The sequence below is a fragment of the Streptomyces albus subsp. albus genome (assembly GCF_000719865.1).
Lineage (GTDB): Bacteria > Actinomycetota > Actinomycetes > Streptomycetales > Streptomycetaceae > Streptomyces > Streptomyces albus_E.
The window spans coordinates 14516-39835 of record NZ_JOID01000029.1; the positions used below are offsets into that span (position 1 = coordinate 14516).

A 25320-nucleotide genomic window follows, 5' to 3' on the forward strand; every position below is an offset into this window, starting at 1 on the left:
TTCCCGGGATTCCCGCATCACCGGCAGGCTCTCGACCGGCGCCTGTCCGAACGCTGCGGACGGGCGAGTGAGAGGGAGCATGGCGGCTATGGCGGGTGACGGACCACGTCCGGGTGCGCGGGGCACGACCGCACGCGGTACGGGAGCGGTGGGGGAACCGGAGCTGCGGCGGTTGCTCGCCGGGCTGACCGCCGTGCGCGACGGCGATTTCGGCACCCGGCTGCCGGACGAGGCGGACGGCCTGCTCGGAGAGATCGCCACGGTCTTCAACGGCATGGTCGACCAGCTGTCCCTGTTCACCTCGGAGGTGACCCGGGTCGCCCGCGAGGTGGGCAGCGAGGGACGCCTCGGCGGGCAGGCGCAGGTGCCGGAAGCCGGCGGTGTGTGGCGGGATCTGACCGACTCCGTCAACTTCATGGCGGGCAACCTGACGGACCAGGTCCGCAGTGTCGCCCAGGTGACGACCGCCGTGGCCAAGGGTGACCTCTCCCAGAAGATCAACGTCGACGCCCGCGGCGAGATCCTGGAGCTCAAGAACACCATCAACACGATGGTCGACCAGCTGTCGTCCTTCGCCGACGAGGTGACCCGCGTCGCCCGCGAGGTCGGCACCGACGGCCGCCTCGGCGGCCAGGCCGACGTCAAGGGGGTCTCCGGCACCTGGCGGGACCTCACGGACTCCGTCAACTTCATGGCCGGCAACCTGACCGCGCAGGTGCGCTCCATCGCCCAGGTGGCCACCGCCGTGGCCAAGGGCGACCTCTCCCAGAAGATCAACGTCTCGGCGAAGGGGGAGATCCTGGAGCTGAAGAACACCATCAACACGATGGTGGACCAGCTCTCCGCGTTCGCCGACGAGGTGACCCGCGTCGCCCGCGAAGTGGGCACCGAGGGGCGGCTCGGCGGCCAGGCCGACGTCAAGGGGGTCTCCGGCACCTGGAAGGACCTCACCGAGTCCGTCAACGTGATGGGCGACAACCTCACCGCGCAGGTGCGCTCCATCGCCCAGGTCACGACGGCCGTCGCGCAGGGCGACCTGTCGCAGAAGATCCGGGTGGACGCGCGCGGCGAGATCCTGGAGCTCAAGGAGACCATCAACACGATGGTCGACCAGCTCTCCGCGTTCGCCGACGAGGTGACCCGCGTCGCCCGCGAGGTCGGCACCGAGGGCAACCTCGGCGGCCAGGCCACCGTCCGCGGGGTATCGGGCACCTGGAAGGACCTGACCGACAACGTCAATGTGATGGCGTCCAACCTGACCGGCCAGGTGCGGTCCATCGCGCAGGTGGCCACCGCCGTGGCCAGGGGCGATCTCTCCCAGAAGATCACGGTCGAGGCGAAGGGCGAGGTGGCCGCGCTCGCCGGGGTCATCAACACCATGGTCGACACGCTCTCCGCCTTCGCCGACGAGGTGACCCGCGTCGCCCGCGAAGTCGGCACGGAAGGACGCCTCGGCGGCCAGGCGCGGGTGCCGAACGTGGCCGGCACCTGGAAGGACCTCACCGACAACGTCAACTCGATGGCCAACAACCTCACCGGCCAGGTGCGCAACATCGCGTTGGTCACCACGGCCGTCGCCAATGGTGACCTGTCCAAGAAGATCGACGTCGACGCCCGCGGCGAGATCCTGGAGCTCAAGAACACCATCAACACCATGGTCGACCAGCTGTCGTCCTTCGCCGACGAGGTGACCCGCGTCGCCCGCGAGGTCGGCAGCGAGGGCCGGCTCGGCGGCCAGGCCGAGGTCGAGGGGGTCTCCGGCACCTGGAAGCGGCTGACGGAGAACGTCAACGAGCTCGCGGGCAATCTGACCCGGCAGGTGCGGGCCATCGCCGAGGTGGCCAGCGCGGTCGCCGAGGGCGACCTGACCCGGTCGATCACCGTCGACGCCTCGGGCGAGGTCTCCGAGCTCAAGGACAACATCAACTCCATGGTGGAGTCCCTGCGCGAGACCACCCGGGCCAACCAGGAACAGGACTGGCTCAAGACCAACCTCGCCCGGATATCCGGGCTGATGCAGGGCCACCGGGAGCTGGACGTCGTCGCCGACCTGGTGATGGACGAGCTGACGCCGCTGGTCGGCGCCCAGTACGGCACCTTCTATCTCGCGGAGGACGGGCCCGGCGGCACCGAGCTCTCCCTCATCGGCTCCTACGGCTACCCGGCGGACTCGGGGCGGCCCGCCCGCTTCGCCCTGGGCCGGTCCCTGATCGGCCAGGCCGCCCGCAGCCGGCGCACCATCACGGTCGGCGAGCTGCCCGACGGCTACGTCACCATCTCCTCCAGCCTGGGCTCCGCCCGGCCGAAGAGCCTGATGATCCTGCCCATCGTCGTCGAGGACCAGCTCCTCGGCGCCATCGAGCTGGCGTCCGTCACCGACTTCGCCCCGGTCCACCGGGCGTTCCTGGACCAGCTGATGGAGACCGTCGGGGTGAACGTCAGCTCCATCATCGCCAACGCGCGGACCGACGAGCTGCTCGGCGAGTCCCAGCGGCTGACCGGCGAACTGCAGGCCCGCTCGGAGCAACTCCAAGTACAGCAGGAGGAGTTGCAGCGTTCCAACGCGGAACTGGAGGAGAAGGCCGCGCTGCTGGTCTCGCAGAACCGCGACATCGAGACCAAGAACCTGGAGATCGAGCAGGCCCGCCAGGAGCTGGAGGACCGCGCCCAGCAGCTCTCCCTGGCCTCCACCTACAAGTCGGAGTTCCTGGCGAATATGAGCCACGAACTGCGCACGCCGCTCAACAGCCTGCTGATCCTGGCGCAGCTGCTGGCGCAGAACCCGACCCGGAATCTCACGCCCAAGCAGGTCGAGTACGCCGGCATCATCCACTCCGCCGGCTCCGACCTGCTGCAGCTGATCAACGACATCCTGGACCTCTCCAAGGTCGAGGCCGGGAAGATGGACATCGCCCCCGAGCGGCTGCCGCTGCGCCGGCTGCTCGACTACGTCGAGGCGACCTTCCGCCCCCTCACCTCGCAGAAGGGACTGGAGTTCAGTGTCGGAACGGCACCCGGGGTGCCGGTCGACCTGGTCACCGACGACTCGCGGCTCCGTCAGGTGCTGCGCAATCTGCTGTCGAACGCGGTGAAGTTCACCGAGCAGGGCCGCGTTGAGCTGTGGATCGAGCCGGCCCGGGAGGACGAACTGCCCGGGTCGGTCCACCGGGGCTCCCCCGCCGTCGCCTTCCGCGTCAGGGACACCGGGATCGGCATCCCCCCGGAACAGCTGGAGACGATCTTCGGCGCCTTCCAGCAGGCGGACGGGACCACCAGCCGCAAGTACGGCGGCACCGGGCTGGGCCTGTCCATCAGCCGGGAGATCGCCCATCTGCTGGGCGGCGGCGTCGTCGCGGAGAGCTCCCCGGGCTCCGGCAGTGTCTTCACGCTCTATCTGCCGGTGGCGCACCCGGAGTTCAGCGCCGGGCTCGCCGTCTCCGGCGCGCCCGCGCCCGCCGCGGTGCCGGAGCGCGCCCTGGAGGCGGCGGGCCCGGCCGGCGCTCCCGGTCCGGGCTCCCGGTCCGGGCCGGACGGCGTCCGCCGGCGCAAGCGGCTGCTGGTGATCGAGAAGCAGCCCCGCGGCCTGCTGTCCCTGGTCGCCGAGAGCGCCGTCGCCGGTCTCTCCGGCGACCACGGCCTGACCGGTTCGCACGGCCCCGTCGACGTGGTCACCGTCGTGGGGGCGCAGGAGGCGGCCGCCGCGCTGGCCACCCACCCGTGCCACTGCGTCGTTCTCGAACTGGACATGCCGGGCGGTGAGGCGCTGCGCATCCTGGAGGCGATGGACGGCGACTCGGCGCTGGGCGGCGTCCCGGTGCTGGCCCACAACAGCCGCCGTCTGGAGCCGGAGCAGGAGCGGTTCCTGGAGGAGCGCGCCGGCAGCCGGCCACTGGAGCTGCTGTCCAGCCTGGACGAGCTGCGCGAGCGCGTCACGCTGCACCTGTCCGCCGAGGAGCCGGGCGACGTGCTGCCGCTGGTGCGTCCCGGGGAGTCCGGTCCGCCGGCCGCCGCGGAGATCGACACCGCGCTGTCGGGCCGCACCGCCCTGGTGGTCGACGACGACGCGCGGAACGTCTACGCGCTGACCGGCATCCTGGAACTCCACGGCATGCGCGTGCTGCACGCGGAGAACGGCCGCAGGGGCATCGAGATGCTGACCTCGCACCCGGCCGTCGACGTCGTGCTGATGGACGTCATGATGCCGGAGATGGACGGTTACGCCGCCACCGCCGCCATCCGCGCGCTGCCGGCCTACGCCGGGCTGCCGGTCATCGCGGTGACGGCCAAGGCGATGCAGGGCGACCGGGAGAAGAGCCTCGCCTCGGGCGCCAGCGACTACGTCACCAAGCCGGTGGACGCCCATGAACTGATCGCCTGTGTCAGACGGTGGCTGCGGGTGTGAGGCCGCACATTCCCCACCCCGCAGCGCCCGGCCCCGCCGGCCCGGGCGACCACGAATCCACTCCAGGAGCGGCGAGTCCCGTGCACCACTCCCAGCGGTCCGGGGAGCCGGACCGGCCGAGCGCCCCGCCGTCCCCGTCCTCCCCCGCGGCGGAGCCGGGCGCCGTGGCCGAGCCCGGTCCCTCCGGGCCGCCGTCTCCCCCGGTCCCGTACGGCGCCGGCGGGCCCGGCGCGGTGGCCGACGCCGGTGTCAGCCGGCTCGCGGCCACGGTGGAACGGCTCCGCCGCGAGGTGCGCGAGGCGCACGCGGCGGCCGACGGCCGGGCCCTGGTCGAGCTGGCCAAGGGCATCTTCGTGGAGCGGCTGCGGTGCAGCCCCGCCCAGGCGGCGCGGGAACTCGACCGTCTCGCCGAGCAGGCGGGGGTGGGCCGGCTGGAGCTCGCGGCGGAGGTCATCAACCAGGCCGCCCGCGACCGGGTGGCCGAGGCGGCGGCCCGGTTCGTCTCCGAGGCGCGCGAGCCCGGACGGGGCCCGACACCGGCCGTCTCCCTGCGCAGCGCGGAGAGCGGCGCGCTGGCCGCGAGCGACACCCAGGCGGTGGCGCAGTCGATCCTGCAGCACGCGCTGGCTCCGCTCGACGCCACGGGTGTGGCCATCTGGTCGGCGGGCCCGGACGCCTCCTTGACGCTGGCCGGCGCGGCCGGGTTCACCGCGGAGGAGGCCCGGCGCTGGCGCTACGTCCCGCCCGGCGTGGCCACCCCGGCCCGGCGGGCGCTCACCGAACTGCGCGCCGTCTGGTTCGACCGGCTGGCGGAGTCGGGGCTGCCGTCCATCGGGCGCCACGACACGCCCGACGGCGGCCGCGTGGCCGTGCCCGCGGGCACCGGCGGGCGGATCCAGGCGGTGCTGGAGATCTGCTGGCCCAAGCCGCTGCCGGGGCCGCAGCCGCCGCAGGTGAGGCGGCAGATCGAGGCCCTGGCGGAGCTGTGCGCGCACACCCTGGAGACACACCAGGCGCAGTCGGCGCACTCGGCTCACGCCGCGACGGGGGCGCCCCCCGCTCCCGCCGGGGCACCCGACCGCCACGGGGCGGAGCTCGTGGACCTGGCGGACGGGCTGCGGGACGCCGCGCTGGTGCTCCGCCCGCATCTGGACCCGGAGGGCCTGCTCACCGACTTCCGCGTCCACCACGTCAACCCCGTGTTCGTCGACATCGGCGGGCGTCCGCGCAGCGCGGTCCTCGGCGCTCTGGTGCTGGAGGCCTATCCGCTGGCCGCCGAGGGCGGCGGCCTGTTCGAGAAGCTGGAGCACGTCTACGCCACGGGAGAGCCGTTCCGCACCGACCACATGCGGCTGACCACGGTGGTCGACGACGTGCCCATCAGCTCGGCCGCGAGTGTCAGCATCAGCCGGCACGGGGAGAACCTGCTGCTCATCTGGCGGGTGCAGGACGAGGCTGCCCGGCTGGCGAGCCTCCTCCAGCACGCCCAGCGCCTGGGCCGGCTCGGCGGGTTCGAGGAGCACGCGGGAGCGGAGGGCATCAGCTGGAACAGCCAGATGTACGCGCTGTTCGGGCTCCCGCCCATGTCGGGTCCCGTCCCGCTGGAGCGGCTTCCCGAGTACGCGCACCCGGACGACGCCCTCGCCATCGGCCGCTTCCTGCGCACCGTCTACCACCACCGCCGCCCCACGTCCACCGCCTTCAGGATGCAGCGGCCGGACGGGGTCACCCGGCACATCCGGGTGGTCGCCGAACCCGTTATCGACCACCGCGGGCACCTGGTCTCCGTCCGCGGCGCCTTCCAGGACATCTCCGCGCAGCACTGGACGGAGGTGGCGCTGGCCGCCACCCGCGACCGGCTCGCGCACACCGAGCAGGAGTCGGCCGAACGCAGCCGTCTCGCCCTGCAGTTGCAGCACGCGATCATGCCGCCGACCCGCGGCCCGCTGGACACGGAGGGGCTGCGGGTGGTCGTCCGCTACCGGCCCGCGGAGACCGACAGCCTGGTGGGCGGCGACTGGTACGACGTGGCCGTGCTGCCCTCGCAGCAGATCCTGCTCTGCGTCGGGGACGTCGCGGGGCACGGCATCTCGGCGGCGACCAGCATGGTCGTCCTGCGCAACGCGCTGCGCGGCCTCGCCGTGACGGGCGCCGGCCCCGGGCAGCTGCTGAGCTGGCTCAACAGCGTGACGTACCACCTCACCAGCCAGGTCACCGCCACCGCGATCTGCGCCCTGTACGACCCGCGGGACCGCTCGCTGCGCTGGGCGCGGGCCGGGCATCTGCCGCCCGTCCTGGTCCGTTCCACCGAGGCGGGCCCGCTGCCGCTCCCCCAGGGCATCCTGCTGGGCGCCGTCGCCGAGGCCCGGTACGAGGAGCACCGGACGGAGCTGGAGCCGGACGACCGGCTGCTGATGTACACCGACGGGCTGATCGAGCGGCGCGACCGTTCGACGGAGAACTCCCTGGACCAGCTCATCAGCACGGCGGGTTCCCCGGCCGGTGACCTGGAGACGTATCTGGACCGGCTGCTGACCCACAGCCACTCGGACACGGACGACGACACCTGCGTGATCGGCATCCAGCTGAGCTGAGACGGGCACGGCGCCGGCCGCGGGTCCCGTCAGGCCGGGTCGGGGACGGCGCCGCCGGGCTCGCTCCGCGCGGCCCGGGCCGGGGCGCGGCCCGGGGCGGCCGGGGGCACGGCGCGTTCCAGCCACCGCAGGAGGAGGGCGAGGGTGCCGGCGATGGCGGGCCAGTAGACGTACCGGTAGTCCGACACCGGCACGATGGGGAAATAGCCGAGGATGTAGGCGGCCGAGCTGACGCCCAGCGCGCGGACGGGCAGCGCGAGCGGTCCCCGGCCGGGCCGGGCGGCCAGGACCAGCGCCACGGTGAGCCAGAACCAGCCCGCGAAGAGCAGCGGGAGATCCCGCACCGCGCCGCCCACATAGGTCTCGAGGGTGGCCGCGAGCCGGGTGTTGGCGGGTCTCAGGCCGAGGTCGTTGTCGCTGATCCCGGCGTGGTACTGGTACGTCGGCTCGAACAGCAGCTTGGCGAAGACCTGGGTGCGGTAGGCGAGATAGCCCGGCAGGTGACGGGGCATCTCCTCCGTCCACAACGCCCGGATCCCGGCGGCGTCCGGAGCGAGCCCGCGCGGGGAGCGCCGGTAGCAGGCCCAGTAGGCGTCCGAGAGGGCGCCCGCCCTGCGGCAGTCCTCCGCCGAGGTCACCAGGCGCTCGCGGAGATCGGGGGGTACGGGCGCGGAGCGGAGCTCGTCCGTGCTCAGCACGTGCAGCAGGTCGTCGAGGAAGACCTGGGAGACCTGGCTCGTCTCCACGGGCCGGGCCGCCAGCGAGATGACGGCGGTGGGCACGGCGAGGCCGGCGGCGAGCGCGGCGGCGGAGACCAGCCAGACCCGGCGTCCGGGGCGCGGCCACAGGGCGAGGACGAGCAGCACGAAGACGGGGACGGCGGCGAGGACCGCGTTCTTGCGGACCAGCACGGCGTAGCTCAGGAAGAGCACGCCGGCCCCGAGCAGTGCCCAGCGGGCGCCGGGCAGCCACGGGGTGCCGGGCCGGGCTTTGCGCAGGCAGAGGCCGGTGAGGGCGGCGGCGCAGGCGGCGAGGAGCGCGTAGGCCATGTGGACGTCCTTCCACACCACTCCGGCGAAGGTCAGGACGTGCGGGGCGGCGCCGGCGGCGAGGACGGCCAGGGAGCCCGGCCGGCTGCCCGTCAGCTCCCGGACGCAGCAGGCGATCACCCAGAGGGAGCCCCACAGGACGACCGCCTGGAGGACGGCCAGGGAGGCGAAGGTGCCGGTGACGGCGATCAGCGCGCGCCACAGCAGGCTCAGGACCGGCGGATGCCAGTCCGTCAGGGGGGTCCGGCCGGTGGCCTGCTGGTACTGGGACAGGCTGTCGGGGCTCATGAACCCGGGTGCGAAGACGAGTGCGGTGGCCGTGCAGCCGGCGGCGGCGAGGAGGCCGAGGCTCCAGATCCAGCGGCGTTCGCGGAGGATCAGCCGGATTTGTCCCATACGCCGGGATGCTAGCAGCGGGCGGGAGCCGGTCGGCCCGCGTGGGGGGACGGGCCGTCAGGAGGCGGTGAAGACGTAGCTGCGGTAGGCGAAGAAGCGGAACAGGGTGGCGACACCCCAGCCGCAGACGCGGGCGGTGTTGTCACTGAGGACGGAGTCGAGGCCGAGCAGTTCCCGGGAGAGGAGGACGGTCCCGGCGGTGATCACGATGCCGATGACGTTCACCACGGTGAAGAGCAGCAGCTCGTGGGCCATGTTGTCGCGGCGCCGGCTCCGGTAGGTCCAGTAGCGGTTCCCGGCCCAGCTGAAGAGCGTCGCGGCGCCGGTCGCGAGCACGGACGCCTGGACGGGGAGGTCCCGCATCGGGCCGCCGCCCCCGCCGGGGAGCCCGAAGACGAGGAGGGTGTAGCCGCCGTGGTCGAGCACGAAGGCCAGGGCGCCGACGGCCCCGAATTTGGCGGCCTCCCGCCAGACGCCCCGGATGACGTCGCGCAGGCGCACCGTCAGCGAGGTGAGGGCCGAGACAACCGACATGAACCGGAAGATATCGGGCGCGGTGTGCCTTCCGGGGCGGCGCCTCCCCGTGTCGCACCATGGTCCGGGATCCGTCCAGCCGAGGAGAAGCCGTGAGCCCGAGCCCGACCATCGCCTGCGTCGTGCCGTGTCACAACGAGGAGGCCGCCGTCGGCAAGGTGGTCCGCGATCTGCGGGCGGCGCTCCCCGAGGCCGAGATCTACGTCTACGACAACAACTCCACCGACCGCACGGCGGAGGTCGCCCGGGAGGCGGGGGCGGTCATCCGGGAGGAGCCCCGCAAGGGGAAGGGCAATGTGATCCGCCGCGCCTTCGCAGACGTCGACGCCGACGCGCTGCTCATCATCGACGGTGACGACACCTATGACGCCTCGCGGGCCCGCGAGATGGTCGACCTCCTCTTCCGGGGCCCCTACGACCAGGTGCTCGGAGCCCGGCGCGAGACCACCGGCGGCGCCTACCGCGCGGGGCACACCCTCGGCAACCGGCTGCTCACCGGCGCGGTGCGGGTCCTCTTCGGCAATGACGTGACCGACATGCTGAGCGGCTACCGGGTGCTCTCCCGACGCTTCGTCAAGTCCTTCCCCGCCCTCTCCCGGGAGTTCGAGATCGAGACGGAGATGACGGTCCACGCGCTCAATCTGCGGCTCCCCACCACCGAGGTCTCCGTCGACTACCGGGGCCGGCCCGCCGGGAGCGAGAGCAAGCTGCGGACCTACCGGGACGGCCGGCGCATCCTCGGCGTCATCCTCAACCTCGCGCGCCGGGAGCGGCCCTCGCTCGTGCACTCCCTGGTGGCCGGCCTGCTCGCGATGGCCGCGGTCGTCCTGGGGGTGCCGGTGATCGTGGAGTTCCTGCGGACGGGGACCGTGCCGCGCTTCCCCACGGCGATCCTCGCCGCCGCCCTCGTGATCATCGCGACGCTCGTCCTGCTGGTGGGGTACATCCTCGCCTCGGTGATGCACCTGCGGCAGGAGCACTCCCGGCTCGTCCACCTCGCCTATCCGGCACCGGGCCTCCCGCCGCGCGCGGCCCCGGCCGGCGAGGGCCCCGGCCCGACGGCCGAAAGCCCCGGCCAGGGCACCACGGAGACCGGCGGCGGGGTCCCCGGCGGTCCGCCACCCGCGGAGAACGGGCCGGCCCCTTCCGGGACGACCTGAGGCCCGCCGCCGGCCCGCCCGGAGGGCTCAGCGGCGTCGCGCTGAACAAAGAGCGGTGATTCCGCGTTCATTGACATGACCGGCGGGTCCCGACAGACTCCTTCCGGCGAGTGAACCTTTGTTCGTATGGCGAACGCAGGCTGTCCCGGACCCGGTTCGCGGTTGCCCTTGGCCGGGCGCGGACCGGGCCCGCCGTGGACGCGGACCGGCCTTCGCACGCCCACCGCTCTCCCCCTCCAGCACGAAGGACATCCCCCGATGACCCTCCACCGTGACCTGCTGATCGGCGGCAAGGACGTGCCGGCCGCCTCGGGCCGGACGACCCAGGACGTCAACCCGTACACGGGCGAGGTGTACGCCACCGTCGCCGCCGCCGGGACCGGGGACGTCACCCGGGCCGTGGACGCGGCGGACGCGGCGTTCGAGGAGTGGGCGGCCGTCAGCCCCTTCGCCCGGCGCAAGATCCTGCTGGACGCCGCCGATCTGCTGGAGTCCCGGAGCGACCAGGCCGCCGCCCACATGGCCGGGGAGGCCGGCGGCACCCGGCCGTGGGCCGGCTTCAACGTGGCGCTGGCCGCGCAGATGTTCCGGGAGGCCGCCTCGGCCGTCACCGCTCCGCGCGGCGAGGTGCTGACCGCCCAGGAACCGGGCGCGCTGGGGCTGGCCGTGCGCGAACCGGTCGGCGTGGTCGCGGCCTTCTCGCCCTGGAACGCCCCCGTGATCCTGGGCGTGCGCGCCGTCGCCGCCCCGCTCGCCGCGGGCAACACCGTGGTGCTCAAGCCCAGTGAGGACGCGCCGGTCTCCTGCGGCCTGTTCATCGCCGACGTCCTGCGGGACGCCGGGCTGCCCGACGGCGTCCTCAACGTCGTCACCAACGACCCCGCCGACGCGGCCGGGGTGGCCGAGGCGCTCATCGCCGACCCGCGGGTCCGCTCGGTCAACTTCACCGGCTCCACCGGGGTCGGCCGCATCATCGGCGTCCACGCCGCCACCCATCTCAAGCCCGCCGTCCTGGAGCTGGGCGGCAAGAACGCCATCATCGTGCTGGAGGACGCCGACCTCGGCTACGCGGTGGACGCGGCCGCGTTCGGCGTCTTCATGAACTCCGGCCAGATCTGCATGTCCGGCGACCGGATCCTCGTCCACGCCTCGCTGGCCGAGGAGTTCACCGCCCGGTTCACCGCCAAGGTCGCCGCGCTGCCCAGCGGCAGCCCGGAGGACCCGCACACCGTCATCGGACCGCTCGTCACCGCCGCCGCGGCGCGGCGCGTGGCGGCCCTGGTGGCGGACGCCGTGGCGAAGGGCGCCACCGTGCTCACGGGCGGCGGCGAGCCCGAGGGCGCGGTGTACCCGGCGACGGTCCTCACCGGCGTGCCGAAGGAGGCGGAGCTGTACTACGGCGAAGCCTTCGGCCCGGTCTGCGTGATCGAGACCTTCGCCGACGACGACGAGGCCGTCGCGCTCGCCAACGACACGGACAACGGCCTCACTTGCGGCATCATCACGGAGAACGGCACCCACGGGCTGACGGTCGCCCGCCGGGTCCGCACGGGCATCGTCCACATCGGTGACCAGTCCGTCGCCGACGAACCGCAGGCCCCGTTCGGCGGCTTCAAGGCCTCCGGCTACGGACGCTTCGGCGGCCGCTGGGGCATCGAGGCGTTCACCAACACCCGCTGGGTCACCCTCGCCACCCAGCACGCCCACTTCCCGTTCTAGGGCGGGCCCGGCGGCGTCCGGTGCGTGCGATCGCGAGGCGGAGGGGCGTCCCGATACCGGGGGTATCGGGACGCCCCGACAACCGGCGAACGTGCGTGCCGAACTCCCCGTCGAAGGCGGGACTTGCGCAGCACGCCCCTGGGCCCGGCAGGCGGCGCCCGCCCGTCACGGAGCGGCGTCTTCCGCTGTGGTGAGGGGTGCCGGGCGGCGGGTCGGGGCAGCGCCGCCGGACGGGGACCGGTGCGGGCGTTGGCCGCGGACCCCGGCCCCGCGGGCACGGTGAGCAGGCCGCACCGAGGGCTTCCCCCGCCGGGTGGGGCTCCGTGGCGCGCGCCGTCAGCGGCCGGCCGGGCCGGGTGCCGGGCCGGCGGAGGGGCCGGCGCGCCGCAGCGTGGCGACGCACAGGCCCGGGGAGTCGAAGGGCCGCAGGCTTTCGACGGCGAGCGGGGCCCGCAGTGTCTCCAGCGCCCCCTGCATCAGCCCGAGGTGGATGCCGCAGACGATGTCCTGGCGGCGCCGGGCGACCTCGAGGAACGGGCAGTTGTGGAGCCGGATCCTGGTCTCCCCGTCCTCCTCGGCCGCCTCCGTGACGAAACCCAGGCTCTGCAGGTTCTCCACCAGCCGCCGCTGCCCCTCCCCGGCGCCGACCGACTCGGTGGGGGCCGGGGCCTCGGTCAGATAGCCGCCCCAGGCGCGGCCGGCCTCGGTGGCGGCGGCCGCCGGGTCGTCGGCGGAGGAGGCGACGGCCCCGACCAGGATGTCGGCCAGGAGGCGGAAGCTGCGGGAGCCGTCCTCGCCGGCCTCGGCCGCCGAGTAGACGATCTTCGGCCGGCCGGGCTCGGTGCGCGGGGCGGTGCCGCGCACGGCCAGCTCCTCGGTGACCAGGGCGTCCAGGTGGAATCGGGCGGTGTTGAGGTGCACGCCCAGCCGGCCGGCCACCTCGGCCGCGCCGAGCGGCTCTCCGGAGGCCCGCAGGCACCGGAGTACGGCGTCCCGGCGGCCCCGGCGAGCGGGGGCCGGGGTGCGGGTTCCGGTTCCGGGATCGGTGAACTGTTCTCGCGGCATACGACGATGTTACAAGTGGTGCACGTAGAAACAAGCCCTGCCGTTTCTACCGTTTCCGGGCCCCGCCGCGAGGGGCCGCGGTGCGCACCGGAGCGGGCGGGAGCACCGGCCGGGGCGGACGGCCGGTGCTCCCGCGCGTCACCCCGGCGTCAATCCGGCGGGGAGACCGGCGCGTGCCGCAGCTTCCGTGCCAGTGACACCCCCAGCAGCACGTGCGGGAGCGACACGGCGGCGAGGAGCGCGGCCTCGGACGGCCGGTGGTGGCGGACCAGCTCCGCGGCCGCCAGGACCACGGCCACCACGGAGACGAACAGGGTCACCACCCGGTGGAAGCGGCCCACCTCCGAGTGCGGCCAGTCGTCCGGGGCCGCCGGCTCGGGCGCGTCCGGAACCGCTCGCCGGTAGCCGGCGAACACCCGGGAGGCCCAGGCGCTCGTCGTCTGGCGTCCGTAGACCTCCAGCCCCGCGGCGACCGCCAGAAGGACCAGGAGGTATCCGGCGGCGAGCAGCACCTCCCCGCTCATGGGGCCACCGGTCCCGGTGCGGGCCGGCCTCCGGTGTCACCGGCCGCGTCCGGCGGTCCCTCGGCGGCTCCCTCCGCGCGCTCCACCGCCTCGGTTGCGGGGGCGCCCGCCTGCACGGGCACCCGCGCCGGGTCCGGCCGCTCCGCCGCGCCCGCCGCTTCCGGGGTGTCCGCCGGGTCCGGCACGACCTCGGTGAACAGCAGCGCGGTCTCGGGTGCGTCCGGGTGCCGGGTGCGGCCGGCCCGGTGCCGTACACCGAGCCAGGTCATCCAGAGCACCGGCAGGACGCCGCCGACCATGAACACCACGTCGCCCGGGAGCCGCAGCCACTCCAGGAACACATTGGTACCGCCCTGCAGGTAGCCGAGGCTGCGCGCGTCGGCGTAGCCGCTCTCCACGACCTCGTAGAGCTGGAGGGCGCCGGCGGGCAGCAGGGTGGCGAAGGACATCCAGGCGAGGCCGAGGTTGAGGGACCAGAACGCCATCCGCGGCCAGCGGTCCGACCAGTGCTTCTCCGGGATGAGGTAGCGCAGCGCGAAGACGGCGAAGCCGACGGCCAGCATGCCGTAGACGCCCATCATGGCGGCGTGCGCGTGGTTGGCCGTCAGGCCGGTGCCCATCTCGTAGTAGGAGACGATCGGCAGGTTGATCAGGAAGCCGAAGACCCCGGCGCCGAGGAAGTTCCAGAAGCCCACGGCGGCCAGGAACATGACGGCCCAGCGGTGCGGGAACGGCGCACCGGACTTGCTCCGCCGCTGCGCCCCGAGCTTCAGGAAGCTCCAGGCCTCGACGGTGAGGAAGAGCAGCGGGACGACCTCCAGGGCGGAGAACGTCGCGCCGAGCGCGAGGTGTTCGGCCGGCTCACCCGAGAAGTACAGGTGGTGCATGGTGCCGATGACACCGCCCGCGCCGTAGAGCACGATGTCCAGGAAGATGACGGCGAGCGCGACCCGCTCGCGCACCACGCCGAGGAGGACGAAGAGGTACGCCACCGTGGCGGTGGTGAAGAGCTCCATGAAGTCCTCGACCCACAGGTGCACCACGATGAAGCGCCAGAAGTCGGCGACGACGAAGTCGCTGCGCGGGGTGGCCAGCAGGCCGACGGCGTAGAAGGCGGGCAGGGCGAGCGCGGCCAGCAGGAACAGCCACGGCATGTTCGCGACGCTCTCCCGCTTCAGCCGGCGGTGCAGTCCGCGGTAGAGGATGACGACCCAGATGGCCAGGCCCACCACCAGCAGGGTCTGCCAGAAGCGTCCCAGGTCCAGGTACTCCCAGCCCTGGTTGCCGAAGAGGCTCCAGAGGTCGTCGAACCAGCCCCGCTGGCCGGCGAGTTCGCCCAGCATGCTGCCGACGACCACCACGACCAGGGCACCGAGCAGGATCCGCGTGAGCAGCGCCTGCCGGCGGGGCTCCCAGCCCTTGGCGATCAGCGGGATGATGAAGATGCCGATGGCCAGGAAGGAGGTGACGACCCAGAAGATGGAGAGCTGGACGTGCCAGGTGCGGGTCAGGTTGTACGGCAGCCACTGGTCGAGCGGGACACCGAAGAAGCTCTCCAGGTCGGCCCGGTAGTGCTGGGCGGCGGAGCCCAGCAGCGTCTGGACCAGGAACAGCCCGGCCATGACGAAGAAGAACCAGGCGGTGGCCCGCTGGGACGGGGTGAGCCGGACCTGGTCGGGAGCGTGGAAGCGCAGCTCACGCTGGTCACGGCCGTGCCAGCCGAGGAAGTTCCAGCGGCCGAAGGCGGCGAACAGGGCGCCCGCGCCGACCAGCAGGAAGATCAGCGACAGGACGCTCCAGGTGACCGTGTGGCCGGTGGGCTCGTTGTCGACGAGCGGCTCGGCGGGCCAGTTGTTGGTGTACGAGTAGTCCTCGCCGGGGCGGTCCGCGGCGGCGGTCCACGCCGACCAGCCGAAGTAGGCGGTGACGTCGTGGATGTCGGCGGGGTCGGTGATCGCGTTGGGCCGCAGGCCCTGCTTGCCCTCGGGCCGGCCGAGCAGGTCGGCGTAGTGCTCGGTGAGCTTGTCGAAGGCGGCGGCCTGTTCGCCGGTCCAGACGAGGGTGCCCGTCTTCTCGTCGTAGCGGTTGGTCCGGAAGTCCCGGACGGTCCGCTCGGCCGCGTCCGGCGTGCCGGCCCCGCCGTGGGCCTTCCGCACCAGGGTGGCGCTGCGGTGCAGGTAGTCGGCCGTGAAGTCCGGGCCGAGGTAGGCACCGTGGCCGTAGATCGAGCCGTACTGCATCAGGCCGTTGCTCAAGAACACCTCCTGGCCCCGGCGGACGTCCTCACCGGTGAAGACCGTCTCGCCGGCGGAGGTGACGGTGCGGTCGGGGATCGGGGGCCCGGCCTGGTAGGTGCGGACAGCCAGGAATCCCAGGACGAAGAACCCGCCCAGGGTCACCAGGATGGCCGCCTGCACCCAGCCGCGGGCGATCATGCGCCGCCGCTTCCCGGCCGGCTGTCCCGTGCCTCCGCCGTCCGCGGGGTCCGCGGCGGGGGGTGGGCCCGCCGCTTCTGCTGTCGCCATGAGTCCTCCTCGGGTGATCCCGGGCGCGGCGCGCGCCGTGCTTCGAGAGGATCATAAACCCAAGGAGTTTTGTATTTAACACGGATACCGGGTTCTACGGTTGGGGCAGGTTCGCGGGCCGTGCCGCCTCAGGCGTGCGGCCGGATATTGGCGTTGAGGCGGAAGAGGTTGCCCGGGTCGTACCGGGCCTTGATCTCCGCGAGGCGTTCGTAGTTCCTGCCGTAGCCCTCGCGCAGCTGCTGCTCGCCCTCCTCCAGGAAACCGGGGAAGTTGAGATAGGTGCCGCCGCCGGAGTACGAGCGCAGGTCCGCGGCGGTCTCCCGCACCCAGGCCATGTTGGCGGCCGAGTCGGCCTCGTCCGTCCAGTTCCCCTCGATGCCGAACAGGTACGGCGAGTTCCGGTTCGCGAACGCGGTCTCCCGCTCCCCCACCCGGGCCATCGCGCCGCCCTGGAACCAGATGTCGATGGTCGAGGCCGCCGACGGCGCCGCGGCGGCGTGCGCGGTCAGGCGGTCGATGAGTTCGTCCCCGAGCCCGTCCGCGTTCACGGATTTCCAGTAGTAGCGCCCGCCGTCCGGATAGTCCGCGTCCAGGACGGTCTGCGCCCCGGTGTAGGGCAGCACGCCGCTGAGGTCGGCGATCGGCTCGGCGACGTCCCGGAACGGCAGCAGGGCCCGCTCCCCCTCCGCCGGGTCGCCGGGGAAGAGTGCCAGCACCGCGACGAAGGGCTGCCCGTACGCCCCGGGCGGGAACTCCGGGGCCTCCGGGATCCGGCCGAGGACCCCGATCGGGGCCGCCGGGACGGGGCTCTCCCGCAGGCACCGCTCGCAGTCCCGCAGCACCTCGCGGGCCCGGTCCGCGGGGAAGTAGACGTTGCAGAAGTAGACCTCCGGCCCCACCGGGTACAGCCGGTACTCGAAGGAGGTGACGACGCCGAAGTTGCCCCCGCCGCCCCGGATCGCCCAGAAGAGGTCCGCGTTCTCCTCCTCCCGCGCGGTCAGGACGCGCCCGTCGGCGGTGACGACCCGCGCCGACAGCAGGTTGTCGCAGCTCAGCCCGTGGGCACGGCGCAGCCAGCCCATGCCTCCGGACAGGGTGAGTCCGGCGATGCCGGTGGCGGACACCACCCCCAGCGGGGCGGCCAGCCCGTGCCGCTGGGTCGCGCGGTCGACGTCGCCCAGGGTGCAGCCGCCCCCGGCCAGCGCCGTGCGCGCCTCCGGATCGACCGTGACCTCCCGCATCTCCGACAGGTCGATCACCAGCCCGCCGTCGCAGAGGGCCTGTCCGGCCACGCCGTGGCCGCCGCCGCGGACGGCGAGCGGCAGCCCGTGGTCCCGGGCGAAGTCCACGGCGGCGGCCACGTCCTCCTCGCCCCGGCAGCGGGCCACGAGGGCCGGACGCTTGTCGATCATGCCGTTCCACAGGGTCCGCGCCGGCTCGTAGCCGGGGTCGCCGGGACGGAGCAGCCTGCCCCGCAGCCGGGCGGCGAGCTCCTCCCCGCCGGCCCCCGCCACGGCGGCGTCCGCCGGGGAACGGCCCACCGCCGCCGGTCCGCTCCCGCCCCGGTCGCGCTGCTTCCCGCTCATGCCGGAACCTCCTCGGCTCCCAGCATCCGGCGCCGGGGGCCGGGCCGCATCCGGGCTTCCCCGCGGCGGCGCGCCGCCCGCTCAGTCGGTCGGCTTGCGCCCCACCCCGCCGCAGGTCAGCAGGCCCGCGATGTCCAGCGGTGCGCTCACCGGCCCGTCGGGCCGCCAGTACGGCAGATAGACCAGTCCGGGCTCGACCAGGTCCAGTCCGTCGAAGAAGCCGGCGATCTCCGTCACGCTGCGGAGCCTGCCGGTGCCGAGGGCCTTCATCAGGACCTCCTGCAGGCCCCGGGCGGCGGCGGTGGAGGAGGAGGTGAAGTGCGTCAGCGACAGGTAACTGCCGGGCGCGATCGCCTTCTTGTAGGCCTCGACGATGCCCTGCGGATCGTAGGCGTCGACGACGTGGTGGATCACCGCGTGGAGCAGCAGGCCGACGGGGCGGTCCAGGTCGAGGGCTGCGGTGACCTCGGGGTGGGTGAGCACCTTGTCCGGTTCCCGGACGTCGGCGTCGACCACGATGGTCCGGTGGTCGTCGGCGAGCAGCGCCCGGCCGTGGGCGTGCACGATCGGGTCGTTGTCGACGTAGACGACCTTCGCCCCGGGGATCACCGACCGCGCCACCTCATGGGTGTTCGGCGCCGTGGGCAGGCCGGATCCCAGGTCGAGGAACTGGTCGACGCCCATCTCGGCCAGATGGCGCACCACGCGCCCGTGCATGGCCCGGTTGAGCCGGGCTCCCGCGCCGCCGTCGGGGAACGCCTCGTTCAGTTCCTCCGCCACGGCGCGGTCCACCGGGTAGTTGTCCTTGCCGCCCAGGATCGCGTCGTAGACCCGGGCGATGCTGGGCCGGGTGGTGTCGATCTCCGGCGGCACGTGCTCCGGAGTCCGGTGTGTCCAGCTCATGTCGTCCGACATGCGGTGCCCTTTCAGTCACGGCGCCGGTCGACGGCGCGTCGGGTGTGCCCCCGGAAACGGGGCCGGTCAGGAGGACAGCAGCTGCGTCTTGCCGGCTGCCCAGCCCCGGGTGAAGGCCTCGATCTCGGGGAGGGTGAAGAGCAGCGCGGGGCCGTCGGGGTCCTCGGACTGGCGGACGGCGATCCGGCCGTCGCCCAGCTCCAGCGCCTCGACGCAGCTTCCGCCGTTGTCGCCGCTCCAGGGTTTCCGCCAGCCGTCTTCCCCGAGCTCCCGGGCTGCGCTGTACACGCGGTCCATGGTTCAGATCTCCTTGCGAATGGCGTCGAGCGCCGCCGTGGTGCGCCGCACCGGCAGGGCCTGGGCGCCCATCCGGTCCATGACCTCTCCGAAGGCGGAGACGTCGTCGTACTCGTCGAGGTACACCGCGCCGATGAGGTTCTCGAGGTAGACGATGTCCTGCAGTTCCGGCTGCGGGAAGCGGAAGATGTGGAAGGGCCCGTACATCGCCGGGTGCAGGCCCAGGGCGAACGGCATGAGCTGGAGCGCGATGTTGGGGGCGGAGGAGACCTCGACGAGGTGCTCGATCTGGGCCCGCATCACCTCGGGCGGGGCGATGGGGCGCCGCAGCACCGTCTCGTCCATGATCACCCAGAGGCGGGGCGCGTCCGGGCGTTCCAGCAGCTTCTGCCGCTCCATGCGGAAGGCGACGCGGCGCTCGGCCTCCTCCTCGGCCCCCTTGCCGAGGCCCGCGCGGAGCACCGTCCGCGCGTAGTCCTCGGTCTGCAGCAGGCCCGGGATGAAGTTCGGCTCGTAGGCGCGGATGACGCCGGCCTCCTCCTCCAGCGCCACATAGGTCTTGAACCACGGGGGCAGCGCGTCTCGGTAGCGGTGCCACCAGCCGGGCTTGTTGGCGGCCTCGACCAGGGCGAGGAAGTCGTCGGTCTCCTGCTGCCCGCTCACGCCGTACTCGGCGAGCAGGCTCCGGACGTACGGGATCTTCAGCCCGACCTCGCCCTTCTCCATCCGACGGATCGTCAGTTCGCTGACGCCGAGCACCTTCGCGGCATCCCCGTACGACTTCCCGGCGGCCGCCCGCAGATCCTTCAGCCGCTTGCCGAGAATGACCAGCCGGACGGTCGGCGTGCTGATCGACCGGAGTCTGGCCATCCGTCATCCCCCTTGTTCTGTACGCGGGTTACCGCAGCCGCCAGGCGACGGCCGCGCGTGCCGCGCCGCGCCGGATACATCAATCTGAAATTATCAGAATGAGCCTTGCGCGACGAGAGTCTCGGCCAGAATGAGGGTCCGCGACGCGTGAACGGCGGTTCGCCGAGCCTCCGTTCACGGTCCTTCCCTGCCGGCGGCGACCCGATCGGAGCACCCGGTGACACCCACGGTCCACGACATCGAGGCGACCCTCCCCGTGCTCAGCCTGTTCGCGGGAGGCACCCCGGTCCACCACTGCCCGGAGGTCGACCAGCGCCTGGGGCGGCGGCTGTTCGTCAAGCTGGAGAGCCGCCAGCCGGGCGGTTCCTTCAAGGTGCGCGGCCTGATCCGGCTGCTGGCCGGCCTGCCGCCGGACCGGCTGGACCGGGGGGTGATCGGCCGCGGCCGCGCCAACTTCGTCCGCGCCCTGGGTTGGGCCGGCCGGCGCTACGGCGTCCCGGTCACGGCCGTGGTGCCCGACGACGCCCCCGCCTCGCTGGTGCGCGATCTGCTGGCGTGCGGCGCGCGTCCCCTCTTCCATCCGGCCCGCTCGCCGCGGACGGGCGAGGCGCTGCTGGCCGAACGGGCCGCGCGGCACGACCTCACGGTGATCCGGCCCGGCGGCCGGCACGCCATCATCGGGGCCGGCACGGTCGCCTGGGAGATGCTGCGCCAGGTCCCCGATCTGGCCACGCTGATCCTGCCGCTCGGCAGCGGCTCCCTGGCCGCCGGCTCGGCGCTGGTCGCCCGCGGCCGACGGCGCGGCGTGAAGGTCGTCGGGGTCGCGCCGGCCCGCTCCCTCACCGTGAGCAGCGCCCCGCAGCACCGGATCGCCGCGGGCACCGCCGGATCGCGGCAGGCGCGGGCGCTGGACAGCGCCGACCCGGACCCGATGGCCGGCGAGCTCGCGGCGCGGCTCCTCGACGAGCGCGTCACCGTGGCCGACGAGGACATCCGGCGGGCCGTCGCCGTCTACGCCCGGGAGTACGGGCAGACGGCCGAGCCCAGCGGGGCGCTGGCCCTGGCGGCCGTGCTGTCGGGCCGGTTCCGGCCGGCCCCCGGCCCGGTGGGGGTGGTGCTCTCCGGCGGCAACGTCATGGCGGACGCCGGCGTGCGGCCGGCCCTGACCGCCGCCGGGGAGGCCGCTCAGGCCCAGGCCGCGGAGTAGTCGACGGCGCGGGCCCAGCCCGGGTGGTCGATCAGCGGGTTGCGGTTGCCCTGGATCTCGGCGACGGCGGCGTTGCGGTGCAGCTCGTATTCGCCGACCGGGTCCGCCTCGTGCCAGGCCAGCAGCAGTTCCAGCCGACCGGGGGTGAGTTCGCGGGCGGCGTCGCCGATGTACCCGGGATAGCGGAGCAGGAAGTACAGGGTGGCCCGGGCGGCCGGACCCTTCCCCGCCGACGGCTCGAAGCCCTCGGCCTGCTCGCGCCGGCCGCAGTCGTGGCGCAGGGCCTCGCCGAAGTCCGGGAAGTCGGTGTACGGGAAGTTGCCCCGGAAGCTGTTGCACCCGGTCTCGCAGGCGAACAGATGGTGCAGATCGCCGCGCATGGGCTCGCGCCGCTCGAACCAGGACTGCGGGACGACGTGTTCGCAGTTGTACGGGAGCGCCGCCTCGAGCGCGGCGGACTCGGCCGCCAGCGCGCCGGGGCCCGGGGCGCTCTCGCGCAGCAGGAACTCCCGCCAGCGCGCGGCCCGTACGGCCTCGGTGGCGGCGTCGGCGCGGATGAACTCCACGGGGTCGAAGCTCTTCCCGGAGTAGAGGCTGCGCAGCCGCCGGTCGGGGTGCAGATCCACCCAGGGGTAGACCAGCCGCATCGGCTGGTAGGCGGGGCGGCGCAGATGGCTGCTCTCCAGCAACTCGGCTAGCAGAGAGCGCAGTTCGGCGGGTGAGGCGCCGGCCATGGACTCGCGCACGGCGGCGTAGTACGTCTCCCGCGCGATCTCGTCGGCGGCGCGGTCGTAGTACGGGCGGGAGGAGCCGGCCTCCAGGTCGACCAGCGCCGCGCCGAGCCCGGTGGCGGCCGGCGCGCGCCCGCCGGCGGGGGCCGTGGAGGGGTGCTCGGGGCCGGGGGCGGACGGCGTGGCCGCCGGCGTGCGGGCCGCGGCCGCCGCCGTTCCCGTTCCCACCCCCGCCGCCGTTCCTGTTCCCGTCCCGGTTCCCGTCTCCGTCTCCGTCTCCGTCTCCGGGCCGACGGTCAGGTCGATCCGCAGCGGAAGGGTCCAGCCGGCGAGGGCGCCCCGGGCGCCGGGCGCCGCGGCGCCCGGGCTGCCGGCTCCGTCCCCCGCCGGCCCCGTCTCCGGCCGCGCCGGCCCGGAGGCGGAGGGGAGCGGGTACGGAGCGGCGGCCGGGACGGAGGAAACGGCCGGCGGCCGTGCGCCGGCGGCCTCCAGGAGCTCGGCCCGGAGCGCATCGGGGGCGCCGGTCAGCGGGAGGTCCCGCAGCGCCCGCACCACGCGGCTGACGCGGACGCCCTCGTTGGCCTTCCAGGCCAGGTTCTGCTCCCCCGTCTCCGGCGTCCAGCGGGTGCCGTCCAGGGCGAGGTAGTGGCCGTCGCCGTCGGTGAGCGGGACGGCGGAGTGGTGCAGCGCCACCACCTCCCACTGGTCGTTGAAGACGGGTGAGCCCGAGGACCCGGGCGCGGTGTCGGTCTCGTAGTGGACGAACGTCTCCAGCAGGTCCATGACCTTGTTCTCCCGCAGTGCGAGCTGCTTCGGCTCCCCGTTCGGGTGCTGGACGATGTTGACCATCTCGCCGAGAATCGCCTTGCCCTGCGCCTCGTCCAGCGGCAACATCCCGAACGACGCCAGGGGCTCGCCGCCGGCGGACCGGCCGGCGACGGCGACCACCGTGAAGTCCAGGTCCCGGTCCGTCGCGAAGAACCGCGCGGGTTCCAGGCGGAAGGCCACGGGGTCCGGCGCGGTCCCGTCCGCGCCCGTCTGGAAGTTGAACTCGACCACGCCCCGCCCGGCCTCCTCCTGGTCGCGCAGGACGTGATTGTTGGTGAGCAGCAGGGACGGCGACACCAGGAAGCCGGTGCCGTAGTGGGCGTCGCGCCCCCGGACGACCACCCGGCCGACCGACCGGGACGCCAGCCAGCCCGACTCCAGGAAGCCGATGTCGATGAGGTCGTTGCGCCCCATCAGCCGTTCCAGGCCCAGCAGTCCGGAGCCGAAGTGCTCGGGGGCCACCGCTCCGTCGAGGGTTCCTCCGGTCGAGGCCAGCGGCGGCGTCCGCGCCACGGCGGTCGCCAGCGACCAGTCGGCGCCCAGCCGTTCCAGACGCCGGGTGACCCGCGCCGGCTCGTCGGCGTGGAGCACACCGCGGCTGTCGAGTCTCCGGGCCGTCTCCGTCCGTTCCTCCGCGCGCCGCGCGTAGCGGGACTCCGCGGCGCGGAGCTGGGACACGTATGCGGCGGTGACCACGGCCGCCTCCTCACCGCCCCTGGGGGCGAATGCCGGATGGTGTCGTTCCTCCCCTTCTCCCGAGTGTCCGGCCCCGGAGGTGCCCCCGCCTCCCGGCCCGGTGCCCGCGCCTCCCTTCATCCCGGATCCCTTTTCCTCCGCCCCGCCCGGCCCTGCTCCCTCGCCTGCCGCCGGTACGGAGGGACGCACGGCCGCCCTCACCCGTATGGAGTAACAAAGGCGGCGGGGGACACGGCCGGTGGCGGCTTACGGCGGCGGACGGGCCGCGCGGCCGCGCTCCCGCTCTCCGGGGCGCCGCACCACGGGCCGGTCCGGGCCCCCGGCGCGGGCCTCCGGGCCCCGTTTGCGCCGGGCCTCCGGCGGCGTGACGGTGGGAGGAGCACCGGCCGGGCCGGTGGGGGCACCCGTGCCGCGCGACGGCGCGTCGGTGGTGAGGGCACGACGACGGCGTCGGCGGGGGCCGGTGCGCACCGACCATCCCTGCCGGGGGGCATGAACCGGAGCAGCCATGAACCACCATGAGACAGCGGGCGGCCGCGGGCACCGCGGCCGCCCGGAGCTGGCCGACGCGGGCATCGCCAAGGCCGCCGGGGAGTACACCGACCGTTTCCTCGTCCTGCTGGCCCCCGGGGCCGAGGAGGAGGGCATGGCGGCCCTGCGGTCCCGGGCCGGCACCGAACCGGCGGAACGGATACGCCCCGGCGTGACGGAGAGCACCGCGGAGGTGCTGGACCAGGCCGGGTCGGTCGTGTTCGAGGACCTCGGGGTCGGGGTCGTCCAGGCGGCGCCCGACCAGCGGCAGGCCGTGATGGCGACCGCCCGGGACGACGCGTCCGTCCTCGCCGTGGAGCGTGAGCGGGTGCTCTGGGCCTCCCAGTTGACGGAGTCCCGGACCGAGACCGCGACGGCCGACTATCTGCGCGGCTACCACGACGGGGTCGAGGAGCTCGTCCAGCACGCGCTGGCCCGCATCGACACCGCGGCCCTCCGGGAGGCCGGGACCGCCGCTTTCGACGAGTCCCGGATGACCTGGGGACTGCAGGCGACCGGCGTCGCGCAGTCCGCCTTCACGGGCCAGGGGGTGCGCGTCGCCGTCCTGGACACCGGCGTGGACACCGGCCATGCCGATCTGGCCGCGCGCCTGGAGGGGACGGCCTCCTTCGTCCCCGGCCAGTCCGTGCAGGACGGCCACGGCCACGGCACGCACTGCGTGGGGACGTCCTGCGGGCCGCGGACACCCGCCGCGGCGCCCCGCTACGGCGTGGCCTGCGAGGCGCAGATCTACGCCGGCAAGGTGCTGGGCGACGCGGGCGGCGGAACCGACACCCAGATCCTGGCGGGCATGAACTGGGCCTTCGGGCAGGGCTGCCGGGTCATCTCGATGTCGCTCGGCTCCCCGGTCGGCCCGGGCGAGCGCCCCTCGCGGGTGTACGAGCAGATCGCCCGGCGGCTGATGCGGGCCGGGACCCTGGTCGTCGCCGCGGCGGGCAACGAGAGCGGGCGCCCGGAGTTCACCGAGCCCGTCGGGCACCCGGCGAACTGCCCCTCGATCCTCGCCGTCGCCGCGCTCGACAGCGCGTTCGCGGTCGCGTCCTTCTCCAACGCCGGGCTCAATCCCGACGGCGGCCAGATCGACATCGCCGCCCCCGGCGTGGACGTGCTGTCCTCCTGGCCGCAGGCCCCGGGCCACCGGCGGCTGCGGGGCACCAGCATGGCCACCCCCCATGTGGCCGGTGCGGTCGCGCTGTTCGCCGAGGCCGCTCCGGGCGCGTCGGCCGCCGAGCTGAAGTCGTTCCTGCTCGCCGGGGCCCGTCGGCTGCCGCTGCCGGCCGTCGACGTGGGCGCGGGACTGCTGCAGGTGCCGTGAGCGCGCCGCGGCCCGTACCCGTCGTCGTGGCGGTCGACCCGGGGCGCTTTCCCGAGGTGGTCCGGGCCCTCCGGGAGGCGGGTCTGGAGGTGGCCTCCGAGCTGCCGGATCTCGGATCGCTCACGGGGACGGTCCGTGACGACCGGCTGCCGGGGCTGGAGTCGATCGACGGGGTCGAGGCGGTCGAACGCGAGCGCGGCTACCGGATCCCGCCTCCGGACTCCCCCGTCCAGTAGCGGTCACGGCGGTCCCCGGCCGCCCGCCCGGCGCGATGCCACCGGGCGGGCGGCCGGACGGCCCCGGAGAGCGGTATTTTTCATGGACCGTTCCGCACCCCGCCCCCGGGACCTTCGGC

17 protein-coding genes are annotated in these 25320 nt (G+C 73.8%); 7 read left to right on the top strand and 10 right to left on the bottom strand.

Annotation, left to right across the window (positions count from 1 at the left end; genetic code table 11):
* Nucleotides 1–88: 88 nt before the first annotated feature.
* Together IF83_RS0124795 and IF83_RS0124800 are read left to right on the top strand one after the other, a co-directional pair.
* Nucleotides 89–4402 (top strand): HAMP domain-containing protein, encoded by a 4314-nt coding sequence (locus tag IF83_RS0124795; RefSeq protein ID WP_107046865.1) that lies wholly within the window; start codon nucleotides 89–91, stop codon nucleotides 4400–4402.
* 80 nt (nucleotides 4403–4482) lie between these two features.
* The gene (locus IF83_RS0124800) at nucleotides 4483–6996 is read left to right on the top strand and encodes a SpoIIE family protein phosphatase (protein WP_037681223.1); all 2514 of its coding nucleotides are present in this window, start codon (nucleotides 4483–4485) and stop codon (nucleotides 6994–6996) included.
* A 29-nt stretch (nucleotides 6997–7025) separates the two neighbouring features.
* Here IF83_RS0124800 and IF83_RS0124805 read toward each other — a convergent pair whose 3' ends face one another.
* Together IF83_RS0124805 and IF83_RS0124810 are read right to left on the bottom strand one after the other, a co-directional pair.
* Nucleotides 7026–8441: a hypothetical protein gene (locus IF83_RS0124805; protein WP_051723330.1), complete on the bottom strand. Its 1416-nt coding sequence runs from the start codon at nucleotides 8439–8441 to the stop codon at nucleotides 7026–7028.
* A gap of 57 nt (nucleotides 8442–8498) precedes the next feature.
* On the bottom strand, nucleotides 8499–8975 hold the full coding sequence (locus tag IF83_RS0124810; RefSeq protein WP_030547780.1) for a GtrA family protein: 477 nt from the start codon (nucleotides 8973–8975) through the stop codon (nucleotides 8499–8501).
* A 92-nt stretch (nucleotides 8976–9067) separates the two neighbouring features.
* Between IF83_RS0124810 and IF83_RS0124815 the strand changes: the two genes are divergently transcribed.
* Together IF83_RS0124815 and IF83_RS0124820 are read left to right on the top strand one after the other, a co-directional pair.
* Nucleotides 9068–10135 (top strand): glycosyltransferase family 2 protein, encoded by a 1068-nt coding sequence (locus IF83_RS0124815; RefSeq protein ID WP_078843835.1) that lies wholly within the window; start codon nucleotides 9068–9070, stop codon nucleotides 10133–10135.
* A gap of 258 nt (nucleotides 10136–10393) precedes the next feature.
* Nucleotides 10394–11854 carry an aldehyde dehydrogenase family protein gene (locus IF83_RS0124820; protein ID WP_030547784.1) on the top strand — a complete coding sequence of 487 codons (1461 nt, stop codon included), beginning with the start codon at nucleotides 10394–10396 and terminating at the stop codon, nucleotides 11852–11854.
* A gap of 336 nt (nucleotides 11855–12190) precedes the next feature.
* Here the strand turns inward: IF83_RS0124820 and IF83_RS0124825 are convergent, their stop codons facing one another.
* From IF83_RS0124825 to IF83_RS0124855, 7 genes are all read right to left on the bottom strand, one after another.
* A complete protein-coding gene (locus IF83_RS0124825) occupies nucleotides 12191–12919 on the bottom strand; it encodes a helix-turn-helix transcriptional regulator (RefSeq protein ID WP_051723332.1) in 729 nt (242 codons plus the stop codon).
* Nucleotides 12920–13068: 149 nt separating this feature from the next.
* Nucleotides 13069–13443, bottom strand: coding sequence for a hypothetical protein (locus IF83_RS31375; RefSeq protein WP_030547788.1), 375 nt, complete (start codon nucleotides 13441–13443; stop codon nucleotides 13069–13071).
* Complete coding sequence (locus tag IF83_RS0124835; protein WP_078843836.1) at nucleotides 13440–15968, bottom strand: nitric-oxide reductase large subunit; 2529 nt, start codon at nucleotides 15966–15968, stop codon at nucleotides 13440–13442. The genes IF83_RS31375 and IF83_RS0124835 overlap by 4 nt, the downstream gene beginning before the upstream one ends.
* A 128-nt stretch (nucleotides 15969–16096) precedes the next feature.
* Nucleotides 16097–17554: an FAD-binding oxidoreductase gene (locus IF83_RS0124840; RefSeq protein WP_078843837.1), complete on the bottom strand. Its 1458-nt coding sequence runs from the start codon at nucleotides 17552–17554 to the stop codon at nucleotides 16097–16099.
* Between the two features lie 81 nt (nucleotides 17555–17635).
* Nucleotides 17636–18469 (bottom strand): SAM-dependent methyltransferase, encoded by an 834-nt coding sequence (locus IF83_RS0124845; RefSeq protein ID WP_030547795.1) that lies wholly within the window; start codon nucleotides 18467–18469, stop codon nucleotides 17636–17638.
* A gap of 66 nt (nucleotides 18470–18535) precedes the next feature.
* Nucleotides 18536–18766, bottom strand: a complete 231-nt coding sequence (locus tag IF83_RS33365) for a DUF397 domain-containing protein (RefSeq protein ID WP_030547797.1) — start codon at nucleotides 18764–18766, stop codon at nucleotides 18536–18538.
* Between the two features lie 3 nt (nucleotides 18767–18769).
* A complete protein-coding gene (locus IF83_RS0124855; protein ID WP_030547799.1) occupies nucleotides 18770–19636 on the bottom strand; it encodes a helix-turn-helix domain-containing protein in 867 nt (288 codons plus the stop codon).
* Nucleotides 19637–19853: 217 nt separating this feature from the next.
* On the opposite strand from IF83_RS0124855, the gene IF83_RS0124860 reads away from it, so the two are divergent.
* Complete coding sequence (locus tag IF83_RS0124860) at nucleotides 19854–20843, top strand: threonine ammonia-lyase (protein ID WP_051723333.1); 990 nt, start codon at nucleotides 19854–19856, stop codon at nucleotides 20841–20843.
* Here the strand turns inward: IF83_RS0124860 and IF83_RS0124865 are convergent.
* Nucleotides 20822–23098, bottom strand: a complete 2277-nt coding sequence (locus IF83_RS0124865) for an endonuclease (protein WP_037681226.1) — start codon at nucleotides 23096–23098, stop codon at nucleotides 20822–20824. The two genes, IF83_RS0124860 and IF83_RS0124865, sit on opposite strands and share 22 nt — an antisense overlap.
* A 508-nt stretch (nucleotides 23099–23606) precedes the next feature.
* On the opposite strand from IF83_RS0124865, the gene IF83_RS0124870 reads away from it, so the two are divergent.
* Nucleotides 23607–24965: a S8 family serine peptidase gene (locus IF83_RS0124870; RefSeq protein WP_078843840.1), complete on the top strand. Its 1359-nt coding sequence runs from the start codon at nucleotides 23607–23609 to the stop codon at nucleotides 24963–24965.
* A complete protein-coding gene (locus IF83_RS0124875) occupies nucleotides 24962–25201 on the top strand; it encodes a hypothetical protein (protein WP_030547806.1) in 240 nt (79 codons plus the stop codon). Before IF83_RS0124870 ends, IF83_RS0124875 begins: the two co-directional genes overlap by 4 nt.
* Nucleotides 25202–25320: the final 119 nt, after the last annotated feature.